Annotated in this window: 18 protein-coding genes and 1 other RNA gene; 13 read left to right on the top strand and 6 right to left on the bottom strand. The window is 44.2% G+C overall.

Going from position 1 to position 20,141, the window contains the following annotated elements:
- Positions 1 to 8 precede the first annotated feature (8 nt).
- Positions 9 to 2,357: a bifunctional diguanylate cyclase/phosphodiesterase gene (locus A3Q3_RS13425; protein WP_020181649.1), complete on the bottom strand. Its 2,349-nt coding sequence runs from the start codon at positions 2,355 to 2,357 to the stop codon at positions 9 to 11.
- Between the two features lie 484 nt (positions 2,358 to 2,841).
- Here A3Q3_RS13425 and A3Q3_RS0100750 point away from each other — a divergent pair, with 484 nt between their 5' ends.
- The gene (locus tag A3Q3_RS0100750; protein WP_020181648.1) at positions 2,842 to 3,303 is read left to right on the top strand and encodes a MarR family winged helix-turn-helix transcriptional regulator; all 462 of its coding nucleotides are present in this window, start codon (positions 2,842 to 2,844) and stop codon (positions 3,301 to 3,303) included.
- 112 nt (positions 3,304 to 3,415) lie between these two features.
- Here A3Q3_RS0100750 and ssrA read toward each other — a convergent pair.
- Positions 3,416 to 3,781: a transfer-messenger RNA gene (gene ssrA / locus A3Q3_RS14240) on the bottom strand.
- Positions 3,782 to 3,849: 68 nt separating this feature from the next.
- Here ssrA and A3Q3_RS0100745 point away from each other — a divergent pair.
- Positions 3,850 to 4,761 (top strand): prephenate dehydrogenase/arogenate dehydrogenase family protein, encoded by a 912-nt coding sequence (locus A3Q3_RS0100745; RefSeq protein WP_020181647.1) that lies wholly within the window; start codon positions 3,850 to 3,852, stop codon positions 4,759 to 4,761.
- 31 nt (positions 4,762 to 4,792) lie between these two features.
- Complete coding sequence (gene aroA, locus A3Q3_RS0100740) at positions 4,793 to 6,079, top strand: 3-phosphoshikimate 1-carboxyvinyltransferase (RefSeq protein ID WP_026361658.1); 1,287 nt, start codon at positions 4,793 to 4,795, stop codon at positions 6,077 to 6,079.
- A 6-nt stretch (positions 6,080 to 6,085) separates the two neighbouring features.
- Here the strand turns inward: aroA and A3Q3_RS0100735 are convergent, their stop codons facing one another.
- Complete coding sequence (locus tag A3Q3_RS0100735) at positions 6,086 to 6,310, bottom strand: DUF2061 domain-containing protein (protein WP_020181645.1); 225 nt, start codon at positions 6,308 to 6,310, stop codon at positions 6,086 to 6,088.
- Between the two features lie 95 nt (positions 6,311 to 6,405).
- Between A3Q3_RS0100735 and cmk the strand changes: the two genes are divergently transcribed.
- The 6 genes from cmk (at position 6,406) to A3Q3_RS14630 (ending at position 11,998) form a co-directional block, all read left to right on the top strand.
- Positions 6,406 to 7,095: a (d)CMP kinase gene (cmk, locus tag A3Q3_RS0100730; RefSeq protein WP_020181644.1), complete on the top strand. Its 690-nt coding sequence runs from the start codon at positions 6,406 to 6,408 to the stop codon at positions 7,093 to 7,095.
- 180 nt (positions 7,096 to 7,275) lie between these two features.
- Entirely contained in the window at positions 7,276 to 8,784 is a 1,509-nt protein-coding gene (gene rpsA / locus A3Q3_RS0100725; protein WP_025224030.1) for a 30S ribosomal protein S1, read from the top strand.
- 30 nt (positions 8,785 to 8,814) lie between these two features.
- A complete protein-coding gene (locus A3Q3_RS0100720; RefSeq protein ID WP_020168729.1) occupies positions 8,815 to 9,099 on the top strand; it encodes an integration host factor subunit beta in 285 nt (94 codons plus the stop codon).
- Between the two features lie 204 nt (positions 9,100 to 9,303).
- Positions 9,304 to 10,509 carry a lipopolysaccharide assembly protein LapB gene (gene lapB, locus A3Q3_RS0100715; RefSeq protein WP_020181642.1) on the top strand — a complete coding sequence of 402 codons (1,206 nt, stop codon included), beginning with the start codon at positions 9,304 to 9,306 and terminating at the stop codon, positions 10,507 to 10,509.
- Between the two features lie 9 nt (positions 10,510 to 10,518).
- Positions 10,519 to 11,256 carry an orotidine-5'-phosphate decarboxylase gene (pyrF, locus tag A3Q3_RS0100710; protein WP_020181641.1) on the top strand — a complete coding sequence of 246 codons (738 nt, stop codon included), beginning with the start codon at positions 10,519 to 10,521 and terminating at the stop codon, positions 11,254 to 11,256.
- A gap of 103 nt (positions 11,257 to 11,359) precedes the next feature.
- On the top strand, positions 11,360 to 11,998 hold the full coding sequence (locus A3Q3_RS14630; protein WP_020181640.1) for a helix-hairpin-helix domain-containing protein: 639 nt from the start codon (positions 11,360 to 11,362) through the stop codon (positions 11,996 to 11,998).
- 59 nt (positions 11,999 to 12,057) lie between these two features.
- Here the strand turns inward: A3Q3_RS14630 and A3Q3_RS0100700 are convergent, their stop codons facing one another.
- Together A3Q3_RS0100700 and metG are read right to left on the bottom strand one after the other, a co-directional pair.
- Positions 12,058 to 12,522 (bottom strand): glycine zipper domain-containing protein, encoded by a 465-nt coding sequence (locus tag A3Q3_RS0100700; protein ID WP_020181639.1) that lies wholly within the window; start codon positions 12,520 to 12,522, stop codon positions 12,058 to 12,060.
- A gap of 165 nt (positions 12,523 to 12,687) precedes the next feature.
- On the bottom strand, positions 12,688 to 14,730 hold the full coding sequence (gene metG / locus A3Q3_RS0100695; RefSeq protein ID WP_020181638.1) for a methionine--tRNA ligase: 2,043 nt from the start codon (positions 14,728 to 14,730) through the stop codon (positions 12,688 to 12,690).
- 129 nt (positions 14,731 to 14,859) lie between these two features.
- Here metG and apbC point away from each other — a divergent pair, with 129 nt between their 5' ends.
- Positions 14,860 to 15,948: an iron-sulfur cluster carrier protein ApbC gene (gene apbC / locus A3Q3_RS0100690; RefSeq protein ID WP_020181637.1), complete on the top strand. Its 1,089-nt coding sequence runs from the start codon at positions 14,860 to 14,862 to the stop codon at positions 15,946 to 15,948.
- Between the two features lie 58 nt (positions 15,949 to 16,006).
- On the opposite strand, the gene pgl is transcribed toward apbC, so the two are convergent.
- Positions 16,007 to 16,690: a 6-phosphogluconolactonase gene (gene pgl / locus A3Q3_RS0100685; protein WP_020181636.1), complete on the bottom strand. Its 684-nt coding sequence runs from the start codon at positions 16,688 to 16,690 to the stop codon at positions 16,007 to 16,009.
- Between the two features lie 160 nt (positions 16,691 to 16,850).
- Between pgl and gnd the strand changes: the two genes are divergently transcribed.
- The 3 genes from gnd to dcd all read left to right on the top strand — a co-directional run bounded on the left by gnd (position 16,851) and on the right by dcd (position 20,083).
- On the top strand, positions 16,851 to 17,759 hold the full coding sequence (gnd, locus tag A3Q3_RS0100680) for a phosphogluconate dehydrogenase (NAD(+)-dependent, decarboxylating) (protein ID WP_020181635.1): 909 nt from the start codon (positions 16,851 to 16,853) through the stop codon (positions 17,757 to 17,759).
- Between the two features lie 129 nt (positions 17,760 to 17,888).
- Positions 17,889 to 19,370, top strand: coding sequence for a glucose-6-phosphate dehydrogenase (gene zwf, locus A3Q3_RS0100675; RefSeq protein WP_020181634.1), 1,482 nt, complete (start codon positions 17,889 to 17,891; stop codon positions 19,368 to 19,370).
- Positions 19,371 to 19,507: 137 nt separating this feature from the next.
- Positions 19,508 to 20,083 (top strand): dCTP deaminase, encoded by a 576-nt coding sequence (dcd, locus tag A3Q3_RS0100670; protein WP_020181633.1) that lies wholly within the window; start codon positions 19,508 to 19,510, stop codon positions 20,081 to 20,083.
- Positions 20,084 to 20,141 lie beyond the last annotated feature (58 nt).

The raw sequence follows: 20,141 nt of genomic DNA, 5'->3' as shown, positions 1-20,141 counted from the left end.
ATCAGAATCTAAGTATTCACCACTTCTAATTTGCGCGTATTAAATTGAATCAAGAATGACTCTACATCAAGCTCCGGAATGGGTCGCGCAAATAAATAGCCTTGCGCGTAATCGCAGCCAATTTGTTTAAGCAGCGCCAATTGCTCTGGTGTTTCCACCCCTTCTGCCACTACGGCCAAACCCAGTTTATGCGCCATCACTATCATCGCTTCGCACAACGCATAATTCTCTGAAGCTTCGCTTAAGTCCACCAAAAACGACTTGTCAATTTTGATGTAGTCAATATCAAACTTGGTCAGATAAGAAAGCGAAGAATACCCTGTACCAAAGTCATCCAACGCTACCTGAATACCGGCATCGCGGTACTCCAATAATGCTTTACTGACGACCTCATTGGCATTCACCAACACCCCTTCAGTAATTTCAATCACTAGTGCATCAGTTAAAGAAAGTGCATTTTTAAGCTTGTAACACCAGTTGTTGCCCCCTGCTTGATGCAGTTGCACCGGCGATACATTGATGCTGACTTGGAAATCCGGATGCACCGTTTTACGCCAGCCCAGCACTGCAGCTAACGCTCGCTGAAACACCATATCCCCAATCTCGACGATCAAACCAGTGTCTTCTGCAATACCAATAAACACACCTGGCTGAATCATGCCTTTGGATGGGTGATTCCAGCGCAATAATGCCTCGCACTTAAGAATCTGGTTGGTTTGCAAATCGACAATCGGTTGATAATAAATTTCAAACTGATTATCTTGCAATGCTAAGCGAATATCACTGGTCAATTGACGTTTAAGCACCACGGACTCTTCCATCGCAGTATTGAAATGGGCGTAGCCGTTGCGACCAGATTTCTTGACCATATACATCGCCTGGTCGGCATTTTTGACCAATTCATGATAAGAGTGTGAGTCTGTCGGGTACGATGAGATCCCTATGCTAATCGTCACATACACCATTTCATTTTGAATCTGGAACGGCACTTTAAGGGCTTCAATCAAACGTTCGGCCACATCATCCACATCATCATCGGCACTAAACTGATTCACAATCAATACAAACTCATCACCGCCGAACCTAGCCAGAAAATCAGCCTTGCGCAAGCAACCGAGCATTCTTTTAGAGACTTCTTTCAACAGATAATCCCCAGTTTGATGTCCTAAAGTGTCATTGATATCTTTAAAGTTATCGATGTCGATAAACATCACCGATAACGGCAAATTAGACTGATCGCACAGTTTGATTTGTCCATCTAGACAATCTTGGAACAATAAGCGATTAGGCAAGCCAGTAACAGAATCGAAATGCGCAATGGTGCGTAGCTTCTCTGCGTATTTTTTCTGTTCAGTAATGTCTCGAATATAGGCGCAGAACATATGTTTGCCATTTAAAGCATAGGCAGAAACCACCAGCTCTGCCGGAAACTCTTCTTTAGACTTGCGTTTTGCAGTTACTTCAATGCGCTTATTGAGCACCGGGCCATCACCTGTTTTTAAAAAGCGACGCATACCCATCAAATGAGCCTCAATATGTTCTGCAGGAATGATCAATAAATGCAGCTTTTCACCAATGGCCTCATATTCTAGATAGCCAAAAATCTGCTCCGCTTGCGCGCTCCAATGGCTAATCTCACTCTCTGCGTTAATTTCAATCACAGCATCCATCGAAGAGCCTAATAACGCTTTGAATCTGAGCTCGCTGTTTTTGATTTTCTCGGTGGCCATCAAATTGAACTGCACCATCCGGCGTGAGAGCGTCACGCCTATCGCCACTAAAATAGCCGTGAATATGAGCGACATCACATAAAACCAGGTATTGATTTGCCTAGAAATCTCACCCAGCGCATTGGAAAAATCTTCTTCAATCGGAGTGAGTTCAATATTTAAGCGATTAATCTCATCAATCAGCAATTTAATCGCTTTTGTATTTTGGGGAGTGCTATCGACAGTCTGTTTAAGCGCTTCTGCTAGTTTCTGGATTTTCAGAATAATGACATCGCCTTTTTTCCATAACTCCACAGGCTCACGCATCAACAACGTATCGTGTAAATGCACATAGAGCTTGATCAGGCCGCCGATATCTTCCGGATGGTTTTTGCCTTGCAGAAACCCGGTTTTGGCTGCTTCAGTATCGGGAGGAGATTGGTTTAACGAGATTCTGGCCAGATGATCGCCCAGTGGCACGGCAATCGCATAGGTATACAAGTCATAATCAAATGCAGATTTTGATTCAACATAGCGATTCAGATAAAAAACGGCATCCTTCTGCCCTTTTGACCACTCGCTTTCTCCAGTGACATATGCTCTAACCGAGGATTGTGTATATAGACTGAACCGCACAATCACAAGCATTAGGGAAATGATGATGATGAATGGCCAAATAATCTTGAGTAAACTTTTGCTTAACTCACTAATTTTTCATCCCCTTCGGTGCATTGCAACATTATTGATATTTTTTTATATGCTAAACAGGTAGTACATGGAGTTCAATGTAATCGTATTTTAGTAAACCTTATTTGGCAACAAAAAACACACTAAAATTTAATGCATTAACAATATTCATGACATGCATGTGCATGCCAAACAGCCAACACAACACCGATATACATGGGTTGGCAGACTTAGCATCGTGCTTATCTGCGCAGAATGTGCGCCAATTAAACTGCCAATAGACTTACAAACTGGAGACTTTTAAAATAGCAAAGCATACATTTCAATAAATATGTATTTTTTCATACGCTTAACTGTAAATTTTAGACATGCATATAAAAATCTAAACTATTGAATAAAGATAAAGTGTAATATTTACACTTATCCGTATTCACTTTTGGCCACAATGAAACACATCAACCTAAAACTAGATAGTCAACTATGTTTTGCCCTGTATTCAGCAACCCATGCACTTACGCGCGCTTACCGAGCGGCGCTGGACGAAAAAGGACTCACCTATACCCAATACTTGGTTTTGCTGGTACTTTGGGAGTACGACACCATGAGCGTTAGCGCTATTGCGCAAAAATTAGACCTAGATTCCGCCAGTCTAACGCCCATATTAAAAAGACTAGAAACCGCTGGTATTTTGCAAAGATTACGCAATAAATCAGACGAGCGCGTGGTAGAAATCAAACTCACAGAAAAAGGCTACGCATTACAAGACGAAGTCGCAGAAATCCAAAAAGGTGTTGCTTGTAAAACCGGTTTAAGCAATGAAGCGTTTGACCAACTTAAAAAATCACTACACGAACTGACGCGTGTGATGAGTGCAGAAGCAGAATCGGACTCTGCGAAAGCTGCTTAAAAAGATAATTAATCAAATAGCCCGCAATTGCGGGCTATTTTTTCGGACACGGGTTCGATTCCCGCCTGCACAAACAAAAATGGCTACCGTTACGGTAGCCATTTTTGTTTATTGGTGGAGCAGGCGGGAATCGAACCCGCGTCCGCAAGCCCTCCACAGACAGTTCTACATACTTAGCTGTGTTGTTTAATTTAACCGTACACTCACCAACGAGCAAGCAAGAGTAAAGCGAGTTACCTTAGGTTTAATGATGCATTAAGTAACCCAATACACCACGATCTTCTCTTTATGACGCTGCTGCTAGTTACCTAGCCCGACCGAGAAGCCCTTCGGTGCAGCGTTCAGCCGGTATTAAGCGGCTAAAGCGTAAGTTTCGTCGTTTGCGACTATACTTTTTTCAGATGGATTTACGAGGTAACCTGAATCCTCGGTATGCCCTGCACTGCTTTGCAACCCACGTCGAAACCTGGTCAGCCCCAAAGCAAATCACATTATACGCTATAACGCAGTTGCAATCACTTAAGTTGACCATGCCGAGCCAAACGCATGGCATGTTACAATTTCGGCTTTATTCTGTTTGTGCAAGATATCTCTGTGAAAAAGCTGGTTATTGTTGGTGTTGGCCTCATTGGTGGCTCGGTTGCACTTGCTTTAAAAAAGGCAGGTGTTGACACGCATATTGTGGGCGTTGGCCGCACACGGAATAGCTTGGATGAGGCATTAAACCTAGGCATTATTGATGCCGCAGAGTCCGATATTCAAGCCGCCGTGCGTGATGCAGACATGATTATGTTGGCCGCGCCAGTGGCACAAACTACGCAAATACTTAAAAGCATTCAGCCATTTTTATCTAACCATACCGTGATAACAGATGCAGGTAGCACAAAGAACGATGTGCTTGCCAATGCAAACGCGATGTTAGGTGATCAGTGCAAACAATTTGTTGGTGGCCATCCCATTGCTGGTGCAGAGAAAAGTGGTGCCGCTGCTGCCATGGCTGATTTATTTATGGGCAAAAATGTAGTCATTACCCCTAGTGCTGATACTGATGCCATTGCAATTACTGCAGTCACTGAGTTATGGCGTACCTGTGGTGCGAATGTATCTACCATGAGCGCGGAACAGCACGATGCTATTTTTGCCGCAGTCAGTCACCTTCCCCACTTGCTAGCATTTGCGCTGGTAGATGATATTGCCTCCCGACCCAATGCTGCTCAATTATTTAGCTTTGCCGCCAGCGGGTTTAGAGACTTTACGCGTATTGCAGGTAGCCACCCTGAAATGTGGCGAGACATTAGTCTAGCCAACAAACAAGCATTGTTAAATGAAATCACTGCTTTTGAGCAAGAGCTTGCGACAGTGAAGCAATTGCTCATCAACAGTGATAGCACTGGCTTAGAAGCTTTGTTTGAACGCGCCAGCCATGCCAGAAATCAATGGGCAAAAGGCAAACAATAGCCACATCATTCAATTTGAATTAGTAGACACCATGGAACAACTTCTCTTACTCGCTTCTCAACATGCAAATGGCGAGATTAAGCTGCCCGGCTCCAAAAGCATTTCTAACCGTACGTTGTTGCTGGCTGCTTTATCCAAAGGCACCACACTGATCCGTGATTTACTGATTTCCGATGATACCAGCCGCATGTTAGAAGCATTACAAACTCTGGGTGTAACACTGAAAAAATGCGGTGATTGTGATTGGGAAGTCACTGGCTGTGCTGGCAACTTCCCCAACAAGCAAGCGGATTTATTTTTAGGTAATGCCGGTACTGCATTTAGGCCACTCACGGCTGCGCTTGCTTTATCTCACGGCGAATATCATTTGCATGGCGTACCACGCATGCACGAGCGCCCGATTGGCGATTTGGTGGATGCCTTACGTCAAGCCGGTGCGAATATCGCTTATGAAGCGAATAGCGGTTTTCCTCCATTGAATATCGCACCTGCACAATTGGATGTTAGCAAACCCATTCAAATCCGTGGCGATGTTTCCAGCCAGTTTTTAACAGCACTGCTCATGGCACTTCCTCTCACGCAACAACAAGCCACCATTGAAGTGGTCGGCGAGTTGATCTCTAAGCCTTATATTGAGATTACGCTGAATTTGATGGCCAAATTTGGTGTGCAAGTACAACGCGATGGTTGGCAGCGCTTTACCATTCCTGCCAATAGTCAATATCAAAGCCCAGGTCAGTTTTTTGTGGAAGGTGACGCCTCATCAGCATCTTACTTTTTCGCTGCTGGCACTATTGGACTAGGGCCTATTCGTGTTTTTGGCATCACCAAAGATAGCATTCAAGGCGATATCAAATTTACCGAAGCAATTAGCAAGATGGGTGCAATGGTTAGCTGGGGTGACAATTGGATAGAAGTGAGTTCACCAACATCAAAACTCACTTCTATTGATTTAGACTGCAATCACATCCCCGATGCGGCCATGACTTTAGCCATTTTGGCGCTGTTTGCCGAGGGCACGACCACGCTCAAAAACATTGCAAGTTGGCGTGTTAAAGAAACGGATCGCATTAGTGCGATGGCAACTGAGCTGCGCAAAGTGGGGGCAATGGTTGAGGAAGGCGCGGACTACATTAAAATCACCCCGCCTGTGCAACTCACGCCTAATGCTGTGATTGACACGTATGACGACCATCGCATGGCGATGTGTTTTTCACTGGTGAGCTTAGGCGGCGTGCCTATCACCATTAATGACCCAAATTGTGTGGCTAAAACATTCCCCAATTACTTCGAAGAATTTCAGAAGCTCGTATCCTAACTTATCTTAGTGTATATGCAACCAGCCAAAACTCACCGCTTTGGCATGACCTTGCGGATTCGCTTCTTCAAATTTCTTCCAAGCCTTTTCGTGGAAATAAAACACTACGGTATTACACGCGGGCTCGATCACTGCTAATAAGCCGCCCACCATTGCACTACCCGTTAATAAATATCCCACCGTAAACGCAACGGTAAAGTGTAAAATTGCAAAAGTAATCGTTTTTGTCATGATGCCTACTCCTTAAATAGCTGTTGTAATCATCATGCACGCAAGCATTTAACAAATCCAATTGATAGTTTTAAACAGTTTGATAAGTTTTATTAATGAATAATACAACCCCTACCATTCCCGTGATTGCCATTGACGGCCCTTCTGCTTCCGGTAAAGGTAGCGTTGCAGAACTAGTTGCTGAGCAACTCGGGTTTCACTACTTAGATTCCGGCGCGATTTATCGTATTGTTGCTTATGCTAGTCAGCTACAGCACATTGTTTGGAGCGATGCAGAAGCCATTGCCAAACTCACCACGCAGCTGAATATTGAATTCTCGCATGGCAATATCATGCTGAATGGCAGTAACATCACGGCTGAAGTACGTAGCGAGGAAATGGGTCGCGGCGCATCAGAAGTTGCGGTTCACCCGACCGTACGTGATGCACTGCTCGATTTACAAAAACAGTTCAGACAGTCGCCAGGCTTGGTGGGTGACGGCCGAGACATGGCTTCTGTCGTGTTTCCGGATGCAGCACTCAAAATATTCTTAACTGCCGATGTTGAGATTCGCGCACAAAGACGTTACCAACAATTGCACAACCGCGGTGCAGATGCCAAGTACGAGACCATTCTGCAAGACCTGCAAGTGCGCGACTTACGTGATAGTCAGCGTAGCGCAGCCCCACTCAAACAAATGCCCGACGCACTATTATTGGACACATCCGACAGAAGCATTCAGCAAGCAGTGGACTTTGTGCTGGATGCCTACCAAAAAAGCTTGCATTCCTACAAAAAAATATAGAAAAAAAGCATTTAAGTCATTGAACATAAGATATTTTTTGTGTAATATCCTGTGTTCTTGTTGCGACTACATTTAGGCGTAATGTTTAATTAACTACCCCACTGCTAGGTGGGATTACTTAATACCGAATTGGGATACCACTTTGGCTTATTAAGTAACTTTTTTGGATACAAACTTTTAATGGCTTCTACTTCTAACTCAACCCCATCTACTATGGAATCTTTTGCAGCCCTCTTTGAGGAAAGCTTAGCGCGTCAAGAAATGCGCTCAGGCGAAGTCATCACTGCGGAAGTTGTTTCTGTAGATAACGATTTCGTCATTGTTAATGCTGGTCTTAAATCTGAAAGCGTGATTAACGCTGATGAGTTCAAAAATGCGCAAGGTGAACTCGAAGTTGCCGTTGGCGACTTTGTAAAAGTTGCGATTGAAAAACTCGAAGACGGCTTTGGCTCTACACAACTTTCTCGCGAAAAAGCGAAGAAAATGCAAGCATGGCTTGATTTAGAAGATGCAATGAACGAAGGCCGCGTTGTAAAAGGCTTCGTTAGCAGCCGTGTTAAAGGTGGCTTACGCGTTTCTGTAAACGGTATTATGGCTTTCCTGCCAGGTTCATTGGTAGATGTGCGTCCTGTAAAAGACACTACTCCATACGAAAATAAAGAGTGGGATTTCAAAGTTATCAAATTAGACCGCAAACGTAACAATATCGTGGTATCACGCCGCGCTGTGATGGAAGACAGCATGGGTGCAGACCGTGAAGCGTTAATGGGCACATTGACCGAAGGTGCAGTGATTAAAGGTATCGTTAAAAACATTACTGACTACGGCGCATTCGTTGATTTGGGCGGTATCGATGGCTTGCTACACATTACTGACTTGGCATGGCGTCGTGTTAAACACCCATCAGAAGTATTGACGGTAGGTGAAGAAGTTGAAGCAAAAATCTTGAAATTCGATCAAGAGAAAAACCGTGTTTCATTGGGTATCAAACAATTGGGCGACGATCCATGGGTTGCATTAACGCGTCGTTACCCAGTCAGCACACGTTTATTCGGTAAAGTATCTAACTTAACTGACTACGGAGCATTCGTTGAAATCGAGCCAGGCATTGAAGGCTTGGTACACGTTTCAGAAATGGATTGGACCAACAAAAATATTCACCCGGGCAAAATTGCACAGTTAGGTGACGAAGTTGAAGTGATGATTCTTGAGATTGATGAAGAACGTCGTCGCTTGTCTTTAGGCATGAAACAATGCAAACCAAATCCATGGGATGATTTCTCTGCTACTCACGCTAAAGGCGACAAAGTATCCGGTCAAATCAAGTCAATTACTGACTTTGGTGTATTCATCGGCTTGCCAGGTGGCATTGACGGTTTAGTGCACTTGTCTGATTTGTCATGGACACAAACTGGCGAAGAAGCGATTCGCAACTTCAAAAAAGGTGATGAATTACAAGCTGTGATTCTTGCCATTGATGTAGAAAAAGAGCGTATTTCTTTAGGTGTTAAACAACTGACAGAAGATCCTAATGGTAGCAGTAATCCTGCAGCCGACGACAAAGCCGCTAAGCCAAAAGCAAAAGCAGCTAAAACAAAAGCAGACGACATCATTGCTGATGACTCTGCGGCAGCCGGCACTACTAACCTTGGCGCGTTATTAAAAGCCAAGTTAGATAGTAAAAAATAATCGTCATCTACCTATTTAGGGCTTAAAGCAATGACAAAATCTGAATTAATCAACTTGCTTGCGGAGCGCTTTCCGCAGCTGGTCGTTAAAGATGCAGAACTATCTGTAAAAGCGATTTTAGATGCCATGACAGATAATTTATCTACGGGCGAAAGAATCGAAATTCGTGGCTTTGGTAGTTTTAGTTTAAATTACCGTCCACCACGTTTGGGGCGCAACCCAAAAACAGGTAGCAAAGTGCAAGTGCCAGCAAAACACGTACCGCACTTTAAAGCTGGTAAAGAGTTGCGTGATCGTGTGGATTCTGCGACTTAACGCTAAGTTGATGATTTAATTCAAAAGCAACAAATGTAACAATAGAAACGGCACATGAAAATGTGCCGTTTTTTTATTGCGCCTTGCATCCAATATGCTCAAGCAGCAACGCATCATGCAAAACTTGTATTTATAGGCCCTAAATCATTAGCCTAGTACATGCCCATTAGGTAAAATACCCACATTACGTTTTATTCAGAATATATGTCCGTAGAATTTGAATATTGGTGGCTGCTAGTCCTTCCCCTCTTTTTTACATTAGGTTGGATTGCTGCTCGCGTAGATATCAGACAACTTATCTCGGAGTCTACTACCCTCCCCGCTGCTTATTTCAAAGGGCTTAACTTTTTAATTAGCGACCAGCATCACAAAGCCGTAGAAGCGTTTACTGAAGCCATTAACATCAATAATGATTCTCTTGAGTTACATTTTGCCTTGGGTAGCTTGTTCAGACGCACAGGCGAAACCGATCGTGCAATCCACTTACATCTCAGTTTATTAGAGAAAAAAGAACTCACCGAACCGCAAAAGAATGCAGTTAAAGCAGAACTGGCGCAAGACTATCTCAAGGCAGGCTTGTTCGACCGTGCAGAGGAGTTATTCAAAGGACTAGATGACACGCGTTACCGTCAACCAGCTCTGCGCTCATTATTAGAAATCTATGTACGCGAACGCGAATGGTCACAAGCTATTGCCATGGCAACCGAGCTGGAGCGCTTATCCGGCGTACCTTTTCGTAAAGAGATTGCACAATACCATTGTGAATTGGCTATGAACGCCATCATTGCGCAAGACTATGATAAGGCTAAACAATTACTGGCTGAGGCATTAGAAGCCAATAAGGATTGTGTACGCGCCAATGTATTACTGGGCGATATTGAAGCCAATACCGGTGCACATGCAGCGGCTATTTCTTACTGGAAACGTATTGAGTTTCAGCAGCCAGAATTTCTAGGCTTAGTGGCCAATAAAATGCTCAAAAGCTATGCTGCCAGTAAAAAAGGCAGTGCTGGCTTAAAAGAAGGTATTGCCCAGCTCAACAATTATCTAGAAACCTATCAATTACCCACGCTGATTTCTGTATTGTACGAAGCTACACTCGCAGAAGAAGGCGCAGAGGCCGCTGCCAAATTGGCACGCAATGAATTGATTCGCAAACCGAATTTAAAAGCCTTAGACCAATTGTTACAAGCACGCGCAATGGTGAATGACCACCAACAAGATATTCAGCTCATGCAACAAACTGTGCGCAATGCTATTGGTGACCGCGCTGCCTACCACTGCAATCAATGTGGATTCCGCGCTAAACAATACCATTGGCAATGCCCGGCATGTAACGCATGGGAGTCATTACCTTCCGAGCCCTCCGAAGCCACTATCCGCGATATTAAGCTTATCAATAGAAAATAATCTACCAGCATGCAATCACCAGCAAGTACCCTTTTTACCGACAGCCCGATTGTAGTCGCACTTGATTTTCAAGATGCACAACAAGCGCTTGCCTTTGCAGCACAAATAGACCCAACACTATGCAAACTTAAAGTAGGTAAAGAACTGTTCACAAGTGCTGGGCCACAGCTGGTAGCGCAACTAGTAGATAACGGTTTTAAAGTATTCTTGGATCTTAAATTTCATGACATCCCTAACACGGTGGCTAAAGCGTGCGAAGCCGCAGCTAAGCTAGGCGTATGGATGCTGAATGTGCATGCCAGTGGTGGCAGCGCTATGATGCAAGCTGCGCTAGAGGGCACATCTAAAGGTAGCACCGGTACACATACTCCCTACCTTATCGCGGTTACCGTGCTGACCAGCATGAATCAAGCCGTACTTCATGAACTCGGGGTTGAAGCCGATATAGAACAGCATGTGTTGCGATTAGCCCAACTCACCAAAACGGCTGGATTGGATGGCGTAGTGTGCTCAGCGCAAGAAGCCACCTTGATTCGTCAACATATTGGTCAAGACTTTTTATTGGTCACGCCTGGCATTCGCCCAAGCTTTGCCAGTAAAGATGACCAAAGCCGGATTCTTACGCCTAGCCAAGCATTGGCTGTTGGCTCAAACTACTTGGTGATTGGCCGCCCCATCACGCAAGCAGCAGACCCCTTACAAGCCCTACATTTGATTCTTCAGGAAATCGAGTCCACCTCCGTTTAAGCTGCTCTGTAAAGAATAATTAGGTATATAGGCACGTACTTGTGAAAGCAGTACAATCGCAATTACGGGGAGCCCTCAACAATAATTTAAACTGGAGAATCGTATGAAAAAATTACTCATTTCGCTATTTGTATCACTCGTTTTTAGCATCAGCGCTTATGCTGCTGTCAACCTGAATACCGCCACACAATCAGAATTAGAGAGCTTGGAAGGCATTGGCCCAGTCAAAGCCCAAGCGATTATTGACTACCGCAAAAAAAATGGTGGTTTTAAATCTATCGATGAGCTGGAAAAAGTGGATGGCGTTGGCCCTGTTACGTTGGGTAACGTACGTAAAGACGTTACAATTTCAGGAAAAACATCATTACCGGCAAGTGCTGCATCTAAAGCCACTGAAAGCACTACCAAAAAAACCGATAAACCGGCTAAAGAGAGCACCAAAGCAGTGGGAACTGAAAAAGCAGCAACTAGCGGTAAAACAGCTGACAGCAAAACAGTGAAAGCAGACGAGCCTAAAAAAGAGAAAGCAGCTAAAGAAGAAAAAACAACCAAAGCTAGCGATACCAAAGCAAAAGACGCTAAAACAACTAAAGAAGAAAAACCTGCAAAAGAAGCTAAAGCCAAAGAGACAAAGGCTAAAAAAGAAACAGCTGCTAAGGAAGACAAAGCCACTAAAACCAAATCAGATAGCAAAGCAAAAAAAGAAACCGCAGACAAAAAAGATACCAAAGCGAAATCTTAATCCACTCGCCGCATATAAAAAAGCCACCTCTAGGTGGCTTTTTATGATGAAAAATCTAATTAATCATCATGGCCTTGGTGATTATGTTTGTAATGGCCTTTACCATGTTTATGTTTATGCTTGCTGTTGCCTTTTTTGTTATAGGCTTTCTCACCTTTGGCCGGCTCATCGATCACTTTACCAACAACCGCACCACCCGCACCCCCCAAGCCAGCACCGACTACAGCGCCTGTACCTGAACCACCTACTTTACGGCCAACATAAGCACCACCGGCACCGCCCGCAGCGCCACCAATGACAGCACCCGCTTGGCCTTCGCCTTTAGTAGTAACAGCACCGCCTAAACCACCACCCACGGCACCACCCACTACCTCACCTGTACTGCCCCCCACTACGCCGCCAAGCGCAGTGCCTGCCGCTGCACCTAAACCACCACCTACTGCGGTTTTGGCATTGCTATCTACCGCCAGTGCATGCCCAGAAATTAATAAAGCGCCTAACATTAGCGTCCATGTATGTTTCATGATGACTTCCTTTTTAATTGAGTAACTACTTTTGTAACGCGAGGCAATCTTAAATGCGTCTCTACCAGATGTCCTATAGGCAGATACTGATTTATCTGTAGGAATATGCTGACATAAGAGGATGCTCTGCTCGCTCTTATTAAAACGCGCTAGCAAACAAAAAGTCTACTTCACGCGCATGCCCGGTTGTGCGCCACTGTCCGGACTGAGAATAAATGGGCCGCCACGCTCATCCGATGCGGCCAACACCATGCCTTCACTTAGGCCAAACTTCATTTTACGCGGGGCTAAGTTAGCGACCATCACCGTTAAACGGCCTTTGAGCGTTTCTGGATCATATGCAGATTTAATCCCTGCAAACACTTGTCTTGGTTTTTCCTCACCAATATCTAACGTGAGTTTCAATAACTTTTCAGCGCCGTCCACATGCTCTGCATTGACGATTTTAGCAATACGCAAATCTACTTTGGTAAAGTCATCAATCGAGATGTAATTGGCTTCCTCTGCTGGCGGTGTCACCACTGCAGTAGCAGGTGCTGAAGATTGTAGATTTTCTTTATTGGCTTCGGTCATGGCTTCTACTTGTTTAGGGTCAATACGGGTGATGAGATGTTCATAACTATTGATTTTGTGTCCTGAAATTAAAGGCGTACTCACAGAGTCCCAAGTAAGCTCCGGTACATTCAAGAAATTTTCGATTTTTTTAGTTAAACCTGGCAATACTGGCTTGAGGTAAATTGTTAACAAACGAAACATCTCGAGTGCCGCAGAGCAGTCAAGTTCCAACGATACTCTTGCATCATCTCCTTCTTGTTTTGCTTTAACCCAAGGAGCTGCCTCAGCGATATCAGCATTTGCCAAATCAGTTAAACGCATAACCTCGCGCAATGCACGACTGAAGTCTCTATTATCATAAGATTCTGCAATGATTGGTGCGGATTTTCTTATTTCGTCAATCACTGGCAAGTTAGATATTTGCTCAACCTTACCATCAAAAAATTTATTAATGAACCCCGCTGTGCGGCTCGCAATATTGATGTACTTCCCCACCAAATCACTATTTACCCGTGCGACAAAATCTTCTAGATTCAGGTCAATGTCTTCCATGCTGCCATTCAATTTAGCAGCATAGTAATAGCGTAAATACTCCGGGTTTTTAATATGGTCTAAGTAGCTACGTGCAGTAATAAATGTACCGCGCGATTTAGACATTTTCTCGCCATTGACCGTCAAAAAGCCATGTGCGAATACATTGGTGGGTTTACGATGACCTGAGTACTCCAAAGTAGCCGGCCAAAATAAGGCATGGAAATACAAAATATCTTTACCAATAAAATGGTAAAGCTCGGTTGTAGAGTCTTTTTTCCAGTACTCATCAAAATCCAAGCCATTCTTTGCACAAAGATTTTTAAAGCTCGCCATATAACCAATCGGCGCATCCAACCATACATAAAAGTATTTTCCTGGCGCATCTGGAATCTCAAAACCAAAATATGGCGCATCACGTGAAATATCCCAATCGGACAGTTTGTTCTCACCGGCCTCGCCTAACCACTCGGTCATTTTGTTGGCCGCTTCGGCCTGCAAGGTGCCAGAACGCGTCCAATCACGTAAAAAATCGCTGCACTCAGACAATTTGAAGAAGTAGTGTTCAGTTTCTTTACGCACAGGTGTGGCTCCAGAAACAGCTGAGAATGGATTGATTAAATCAGTAGGGCTATACGTGGCACCGCACACCTCGCAATTGTCGCCATATTGGTCTTTGGCATGACATTTTGGACACTCGCCTTTAATAAAGCGGTCTGGTAAGAACATGTTTTTGACTGGGTCAAAATATTGTTCTATGGTTTTGGTTGCGATTTTACCGTTAGCCTTTAGTGCCTTGTAAATATTGCTAGCAAGTTCACGATTCTCTTCCGAATTGGTAGAGTAGTAATTATCAAAGTCGACTAAAAACTCAGCAAAATCTTGGCTATGCTCGGCATGTACTTTTTCAATCAATGCTTCAGGCGTGATGCCTTCTTTTTCTGCACGCAACATAATGGGGGTGCCATGCGTGTCATCTGCGCAAACGTAATGCACAGTATGCCCTTGCATTTTTTGAAAGCGCACCCAGATATCAGTTTGAATATATTCCACCAAGTGCCCTAGATGAATACTGCCATTGGCATAGGGTAGCGCAGAGGTGACTAAGAGTTTGCGTGTCATGTTTAACTTATTCAAATCAAAGAATTAAGCATTTTAACAAATGGTGAGCGCTTTCACATGGTTTATAGCGGAATATATAGTTTAAAATTGTCATGATTCACCACTCAAGTATGTTTCCAAGGATAACGGATGGCCATCTCAGAATTACTGATTCAAAGCACGCTCAAATTATGTATTGACCCAAATACAGGTAAAGATTTTGTAACGGCCAAATCCATCAAAAATATCCAAATGACTGGCAACGATGTGAGTTTAGATGTAGTGCTAGGCTATCCGGCAAAAAGCCAATTCGAAAATATTAAGCAGCAAATCAACGATGCGTTAGTCGGGTTGGAAGGCATTGGAAAAGTGAATATCAATATAGGCAGCCGCATCGTCTCGCATAGCGTGCAACGTGGGGTGAACTTACTGCCAAACGTGAAAAATGTGATTGCTGTGGCTTCCGGCAAAGGCGGCGTTGGCAAATCCACTACGTCTGTGAATTTAGCATTGGCACTGGCTGCCGAAGGCGCTACTGTTGGCTTACTGGATGCTGATATTTATGGCCCAAGCCAACCGCAGATGCTTGGCATCAGTGGTCGCCCAGAAAGTATGGATGGCAAAAGCATGGAACCCATGGTTGCGCATGGCTTGCAAACCATGAGCATCGGCTTTTTGGTAGATACTGATACGCCAATGGTATGGCGCGGCCCAATGGTGACAGGTGCGCTAGAACAGTTATTGCGTGATACCAAATGGCGTGATCTAGACTATTTGGTGATTGATTTGCCACCAGGCACCGGCGATATTCAACTGACACTCGCACAGAAAATCCCTGTCACTGGCGCCATTATTGTCACCACACCACAGGACATTGCGCTGCTAGATGCACGTAAAGGGCTGAAAATGTTCGAAAAAGTGGGTATTCCCATTTTAGGTATCGTCGAAAATATGAGCACGCATATTTGTTCAAACTGTGGGCATGAAGAGCATATTTTTGGCGCAGGTGGCGGGGAAGTGATGGCCCAAGATTACCATGTGGATCTATTAGGTAGCTTGCCATTAGATATCAGTATCCGCATACAAACTGACGGCGGAAAACCGACTGTTATTGCTGACCCTGATAGTAAAATTGCAACCGTTTATAAAGAAATCGCGCGCAAAGCCGCCAGTAAAATTGCCATGGCCAATTTAGATCACAGTGCAAAATTCCCTAGTATTGTGATTCAAAATACTTAAACAAGTACGCAAAATAAAAAAGGCGCATTGAGCGCCTTTTTTATTGCTAATACACAAGTTAATTTAAAGACACACCAAAACAATAGACATCCACACCATTGGCCGGTGCAATCAATGTCGCAGGAATCGAAACGCCCTTACGCCAGTTATCGACAGCTTCTTGCTTACCCGCGCCAGTGACTAGAAACATCACTTCATGTGTATTGTTCAAGCGATTTTGGCTCATCGTCACACGGTCTGCAGGTGGCTTGGGGGCATTGAATACAGGCACCACATCGGCGCTATTATCTACCACTTGGTTAGGAAATAAGCTGGCTGTGTGTCCATCTTCACCTAAGCCTAAAATCACCAAATCAAATGCACGCACACCAGCTAAAGTTTTAGCATAGGCTTTTGCACCGTCCACATTTCCCAGCTCAGTAGGAATATCGTGAATTTGGTTGGCTGGGATGGCCACATGATTTAACCATGCTTCGCGTGCCATTTTACTGTTACGTTCCGCATGATCTACAGGCAAACAACGGTCGTCGTTGTGAAAAATATGCCATTTAGACCAGTCTGCTGATTGTTTGCTGAGTAATTGATACACGCTTTTGGGTGTGCTCCCGCCTGCTAGCACCACTAAAAAGCTACCGTATTGAGCAATTGCTTCTGTTGCAGCGGCCAAAATGCGGCTGACTGCTGCCTGATTGATGTCGTCTTGCGTTTGAAATGTGTGCCAACGCGTTTGATTAAGTGCCATGAAAACCACCAAAAACTTTTGAGATATAGATGAAAAAAGAAAAAGCAGCCTTTGAGTGCCAAGCTGCATTTGCTATAATTATACCTAACTCTGCAAATGAGTGCATCTTACCCACAAGGTAGATGTTTCTTAACAATCCTCACACCATAGGAAAATCTGAATGAAATTAGCAATGATAGGCTTAGGCAAAATGGGCGGCAACATGGCTGCACGTTTACTCCGTCACAAAATTAATGTAGTAGGTTTTGACTTTAATACCGAATTCGTTAACAAACTTGTAAAAGACGAAGGCTTGGAAGCAGCGACCTCAGTCGCTGATGCAGTCAGCAAACTGGAAGGTCAAAAAATCGTCTGGTTGATGTTGCCAGCAGGCGAGATCACCGAAAAACAAATCAAAGATTTGATCCCAATGCTGAACAAAGGCGACATCATCGTCGATGGCGGCAACTCTAACTACAAACATAGTCAACGTCGCGGCGCGATGCTGGCTGAGCAAGGCATTGGCTTTATCGACTGTGGTACGTCTGGCGGCGTTTGGGGCCTGGATAACGGCTACTGCTTAATGTACGGTGGCGAAAAACAATACGCAGATGTATTAGCCCCTTATGCACAAGCACTGACACATGCAGACCGCGGTTGGGCTCACGTAGGTCCTGTCGGCTCTGGTCACTTTACCAAAATGATCCATAACGGCATTGAATACGGCATGATGCAAGCATTTGCTGAAGGCCTAGATTTAATCAAAGGTAAAGAAGAGTTCGATTTAGACTTAGCGCAAATTACCGAATTGTGGCGCCATGGTTCTGTTGTGCGTAGCTGGTTGCTCGACTTAACTGCTGAAGCACTGAAAGAAGATCAAAGCCTCACAGAAATCGCTCCGTATGTAGCTGACTCTGGTGAAGGTCGCTGGACAGTAGTGGAAGCAGTTGAGCAAGGCGTTGCGGCGCCAGTGCTGACAGTGGCATTACAAGCCCGTTTCAGAAGCCAAGATGCAGAAGGTTATAGCTACAAACTGTTATCGCTAATGCGTAATGCATTTGGCGGTCACGCAGTAAAATCCAAAAAATAATAGCGGATGATGTAGCGCATACAGTGCAATACGCTTAATGGCGCAGTTGCACTGCTAGCATAATGGGAAAGGCGTGTAGCCTTTCCCTATTACTTTAAATTTTAAGGCAGTTCCTTTTTTGGATTTATTATGACAAAACAAATTGATCCTTGTACCTTGGTTTTATTTGGCGCGAGTGGCAACTTAGCACGCGTGAAGCTTTATCCAGGTTTATTTAGACTAGATTTACTGGGTCGGCTACCTGCAGAACTAAAAATCATGGCGGTTGGTCGTCAAATCGTAGATTTAGAAGCTTGGCGTGCAGATATTAAAAGCATGCTCGATACCAAATTTAAAAAAGGCTACGATCAACAAGTATTTGAACGTTTTATTGCGCGTAACTTCTATCACGCCAATCCGCCGACCGACCCGGATGCATTTACCAAACTAAGTAAAACGTTAAGTGACGAGAGCACTTTCCCACAAAACTTGGCTTATTTCTTATCTGTGCGCCCAGTCGATTTCGCGCCCGTTGTAGAGTCACTAGCTAAAGTGGGCTTAACTAACGAAGATAAATACTGGCGCCGTGTGGTGATTGAAAAGCCATTTGGTACAGATTTAGCATCTGCTAAAGAACTGCAAAAAGCCATTACAACGCATTTAAAAGAACATCAAATTTATCGTATCGACCATTACTTGGGCAAATCTGCGTTGCAAAACATTCTGTTGCAACGCTTTACCAATACTATTTTGGAACCGATTTGGAACAATCAATACATTGATCACGTGCAAATCACCAATACTGAAATGTTGGGCGTGGGCGACCGTACGCAGTTCTATGACAGCACAGGCGCTTTACGCGATATGATTCAAAGTCATATCTTGCAAACACTTGCACTAGCTACCATGGAAATGCCAAAAGATTTAACACCGGATGGCATCCGCGAAGCGAAAATTAAAGTGTTAGAGCAAATCCGTCCGATTCCAGTCAATGAGTTAAGCAAACATGCGTTCCGTGCGCAATATGCGGCTGGCGAAGTGAATGGTGAAAAAGTACCAGGTTACTTAGAAGAGCTTGGCGATAGTAGCAGCGTGGTAGAAACCTATGCTGCGTTGAAGCTGTTTATTGATAACCCACGTTGGAAAGGTGTGCCCTTCTATATTCGTACAGCTAAACGTTTGCACGAAGCGGACACACGCATTTCGATTCGCTTTAAGAAGTCACCTTTGCAAATCAACGGTGGCCAAGACCAAAATTGGCTCATCATTGGTATCCAACCGCGTGAATGTATCAAGATGGAAATCCAGTCCAAGATCCCTGGTTTAGACATCAACACACGCACCATTCAATTAGATGCCGCTAACCGCTTACCGGAAGATGATTCTGTGGATGCGTACGAGGCGTTATTGCTCAACTTGATGCAAGGTGATAACTCAAATTACCTGCATATTTCCGAAGCTGAAGCACAATGGCGTTTAGTCGACCCAGTAGTGAAAGCATGGGCTGAAGATAAAAAGCCAGTGCATCAATACCCTGCTGGCAGCCGCGACCCAGAAGCTTCTCAAGTGATTTTTGAAGCTGAAGATCAGTTCTGGCGTTATAGCATTGAACTCGGTGGCGACCAGCGTTAATTCGTCGCACCAAACCATCCCCATTTGATGAAAATCGAATGGGGATTTTTTTCGCTTATTGACTGCAAATTTTCATCATTTATCAGTATTTAGGCCTTATAATGCGTTTCACTTTTAACCTCTAAAACTGAACGCATATGAGCATTAAATCTGATCGTTGGATTCGTAAAATGGCTGAAGAACATGGCATGATTGAGCCATTTGAGCCTAAGCAAGTCAAAATGAATGCCGAAGGCCAACGTATGGTTTCTTATGGCACATCCAGCTATGGCTACGATATTCGCTGCTCTAAAGAATTCAAGCTGTTCACCAACCTCAACAGCACCATTGTCGACCCAAAAAATTTCGACCCGAATTCGTTTGTAGAAGTAAATGCCGATTACTGCATCATTCCACCCAATTCGTTCGCGCTTGCGCGTACCGTAGAATATTTCCGTATCCCACGCAATGTACTAACCGTTTGCTTAGGTAAATCCACATACGCGCGCTGCGGCATTATTGTGAACGTCACGCCATTTGAACCAGAGTGGGAAGGCTATGTCACACTAGAGTTCAGTAATACTACCCCACTGCCAGCAAAAATCTATGCGAATGAAGGTTGTGCGCAAGTGTTGTTCTTTGAAGCAGATGCAGATGACATTTGCGAGACTTCATACAAAGACCGTGGTGGCAAATATCAAGGGCAAGTGGGCGTTACCCTCCCTAAAATATAAGTAAGCTATTTATTCAATGCATTTCACCACAGAGGCACAGAGCTTAAACCATCCAGGT

The sequence above is a fragment of the Methylotenera sp. 1P/1 genome, assembly GCF_000384355.1.
In the GTDB taxonomy this organism is placed as follows: Bacteria; Pseudomonadota; Gammaproteobacteria; order Burkholderiales; family Methylophilaceae; genus Methylophilus.
This window is presented reverse-complemented; position numbering and strand designations above follow the sequence as displayed.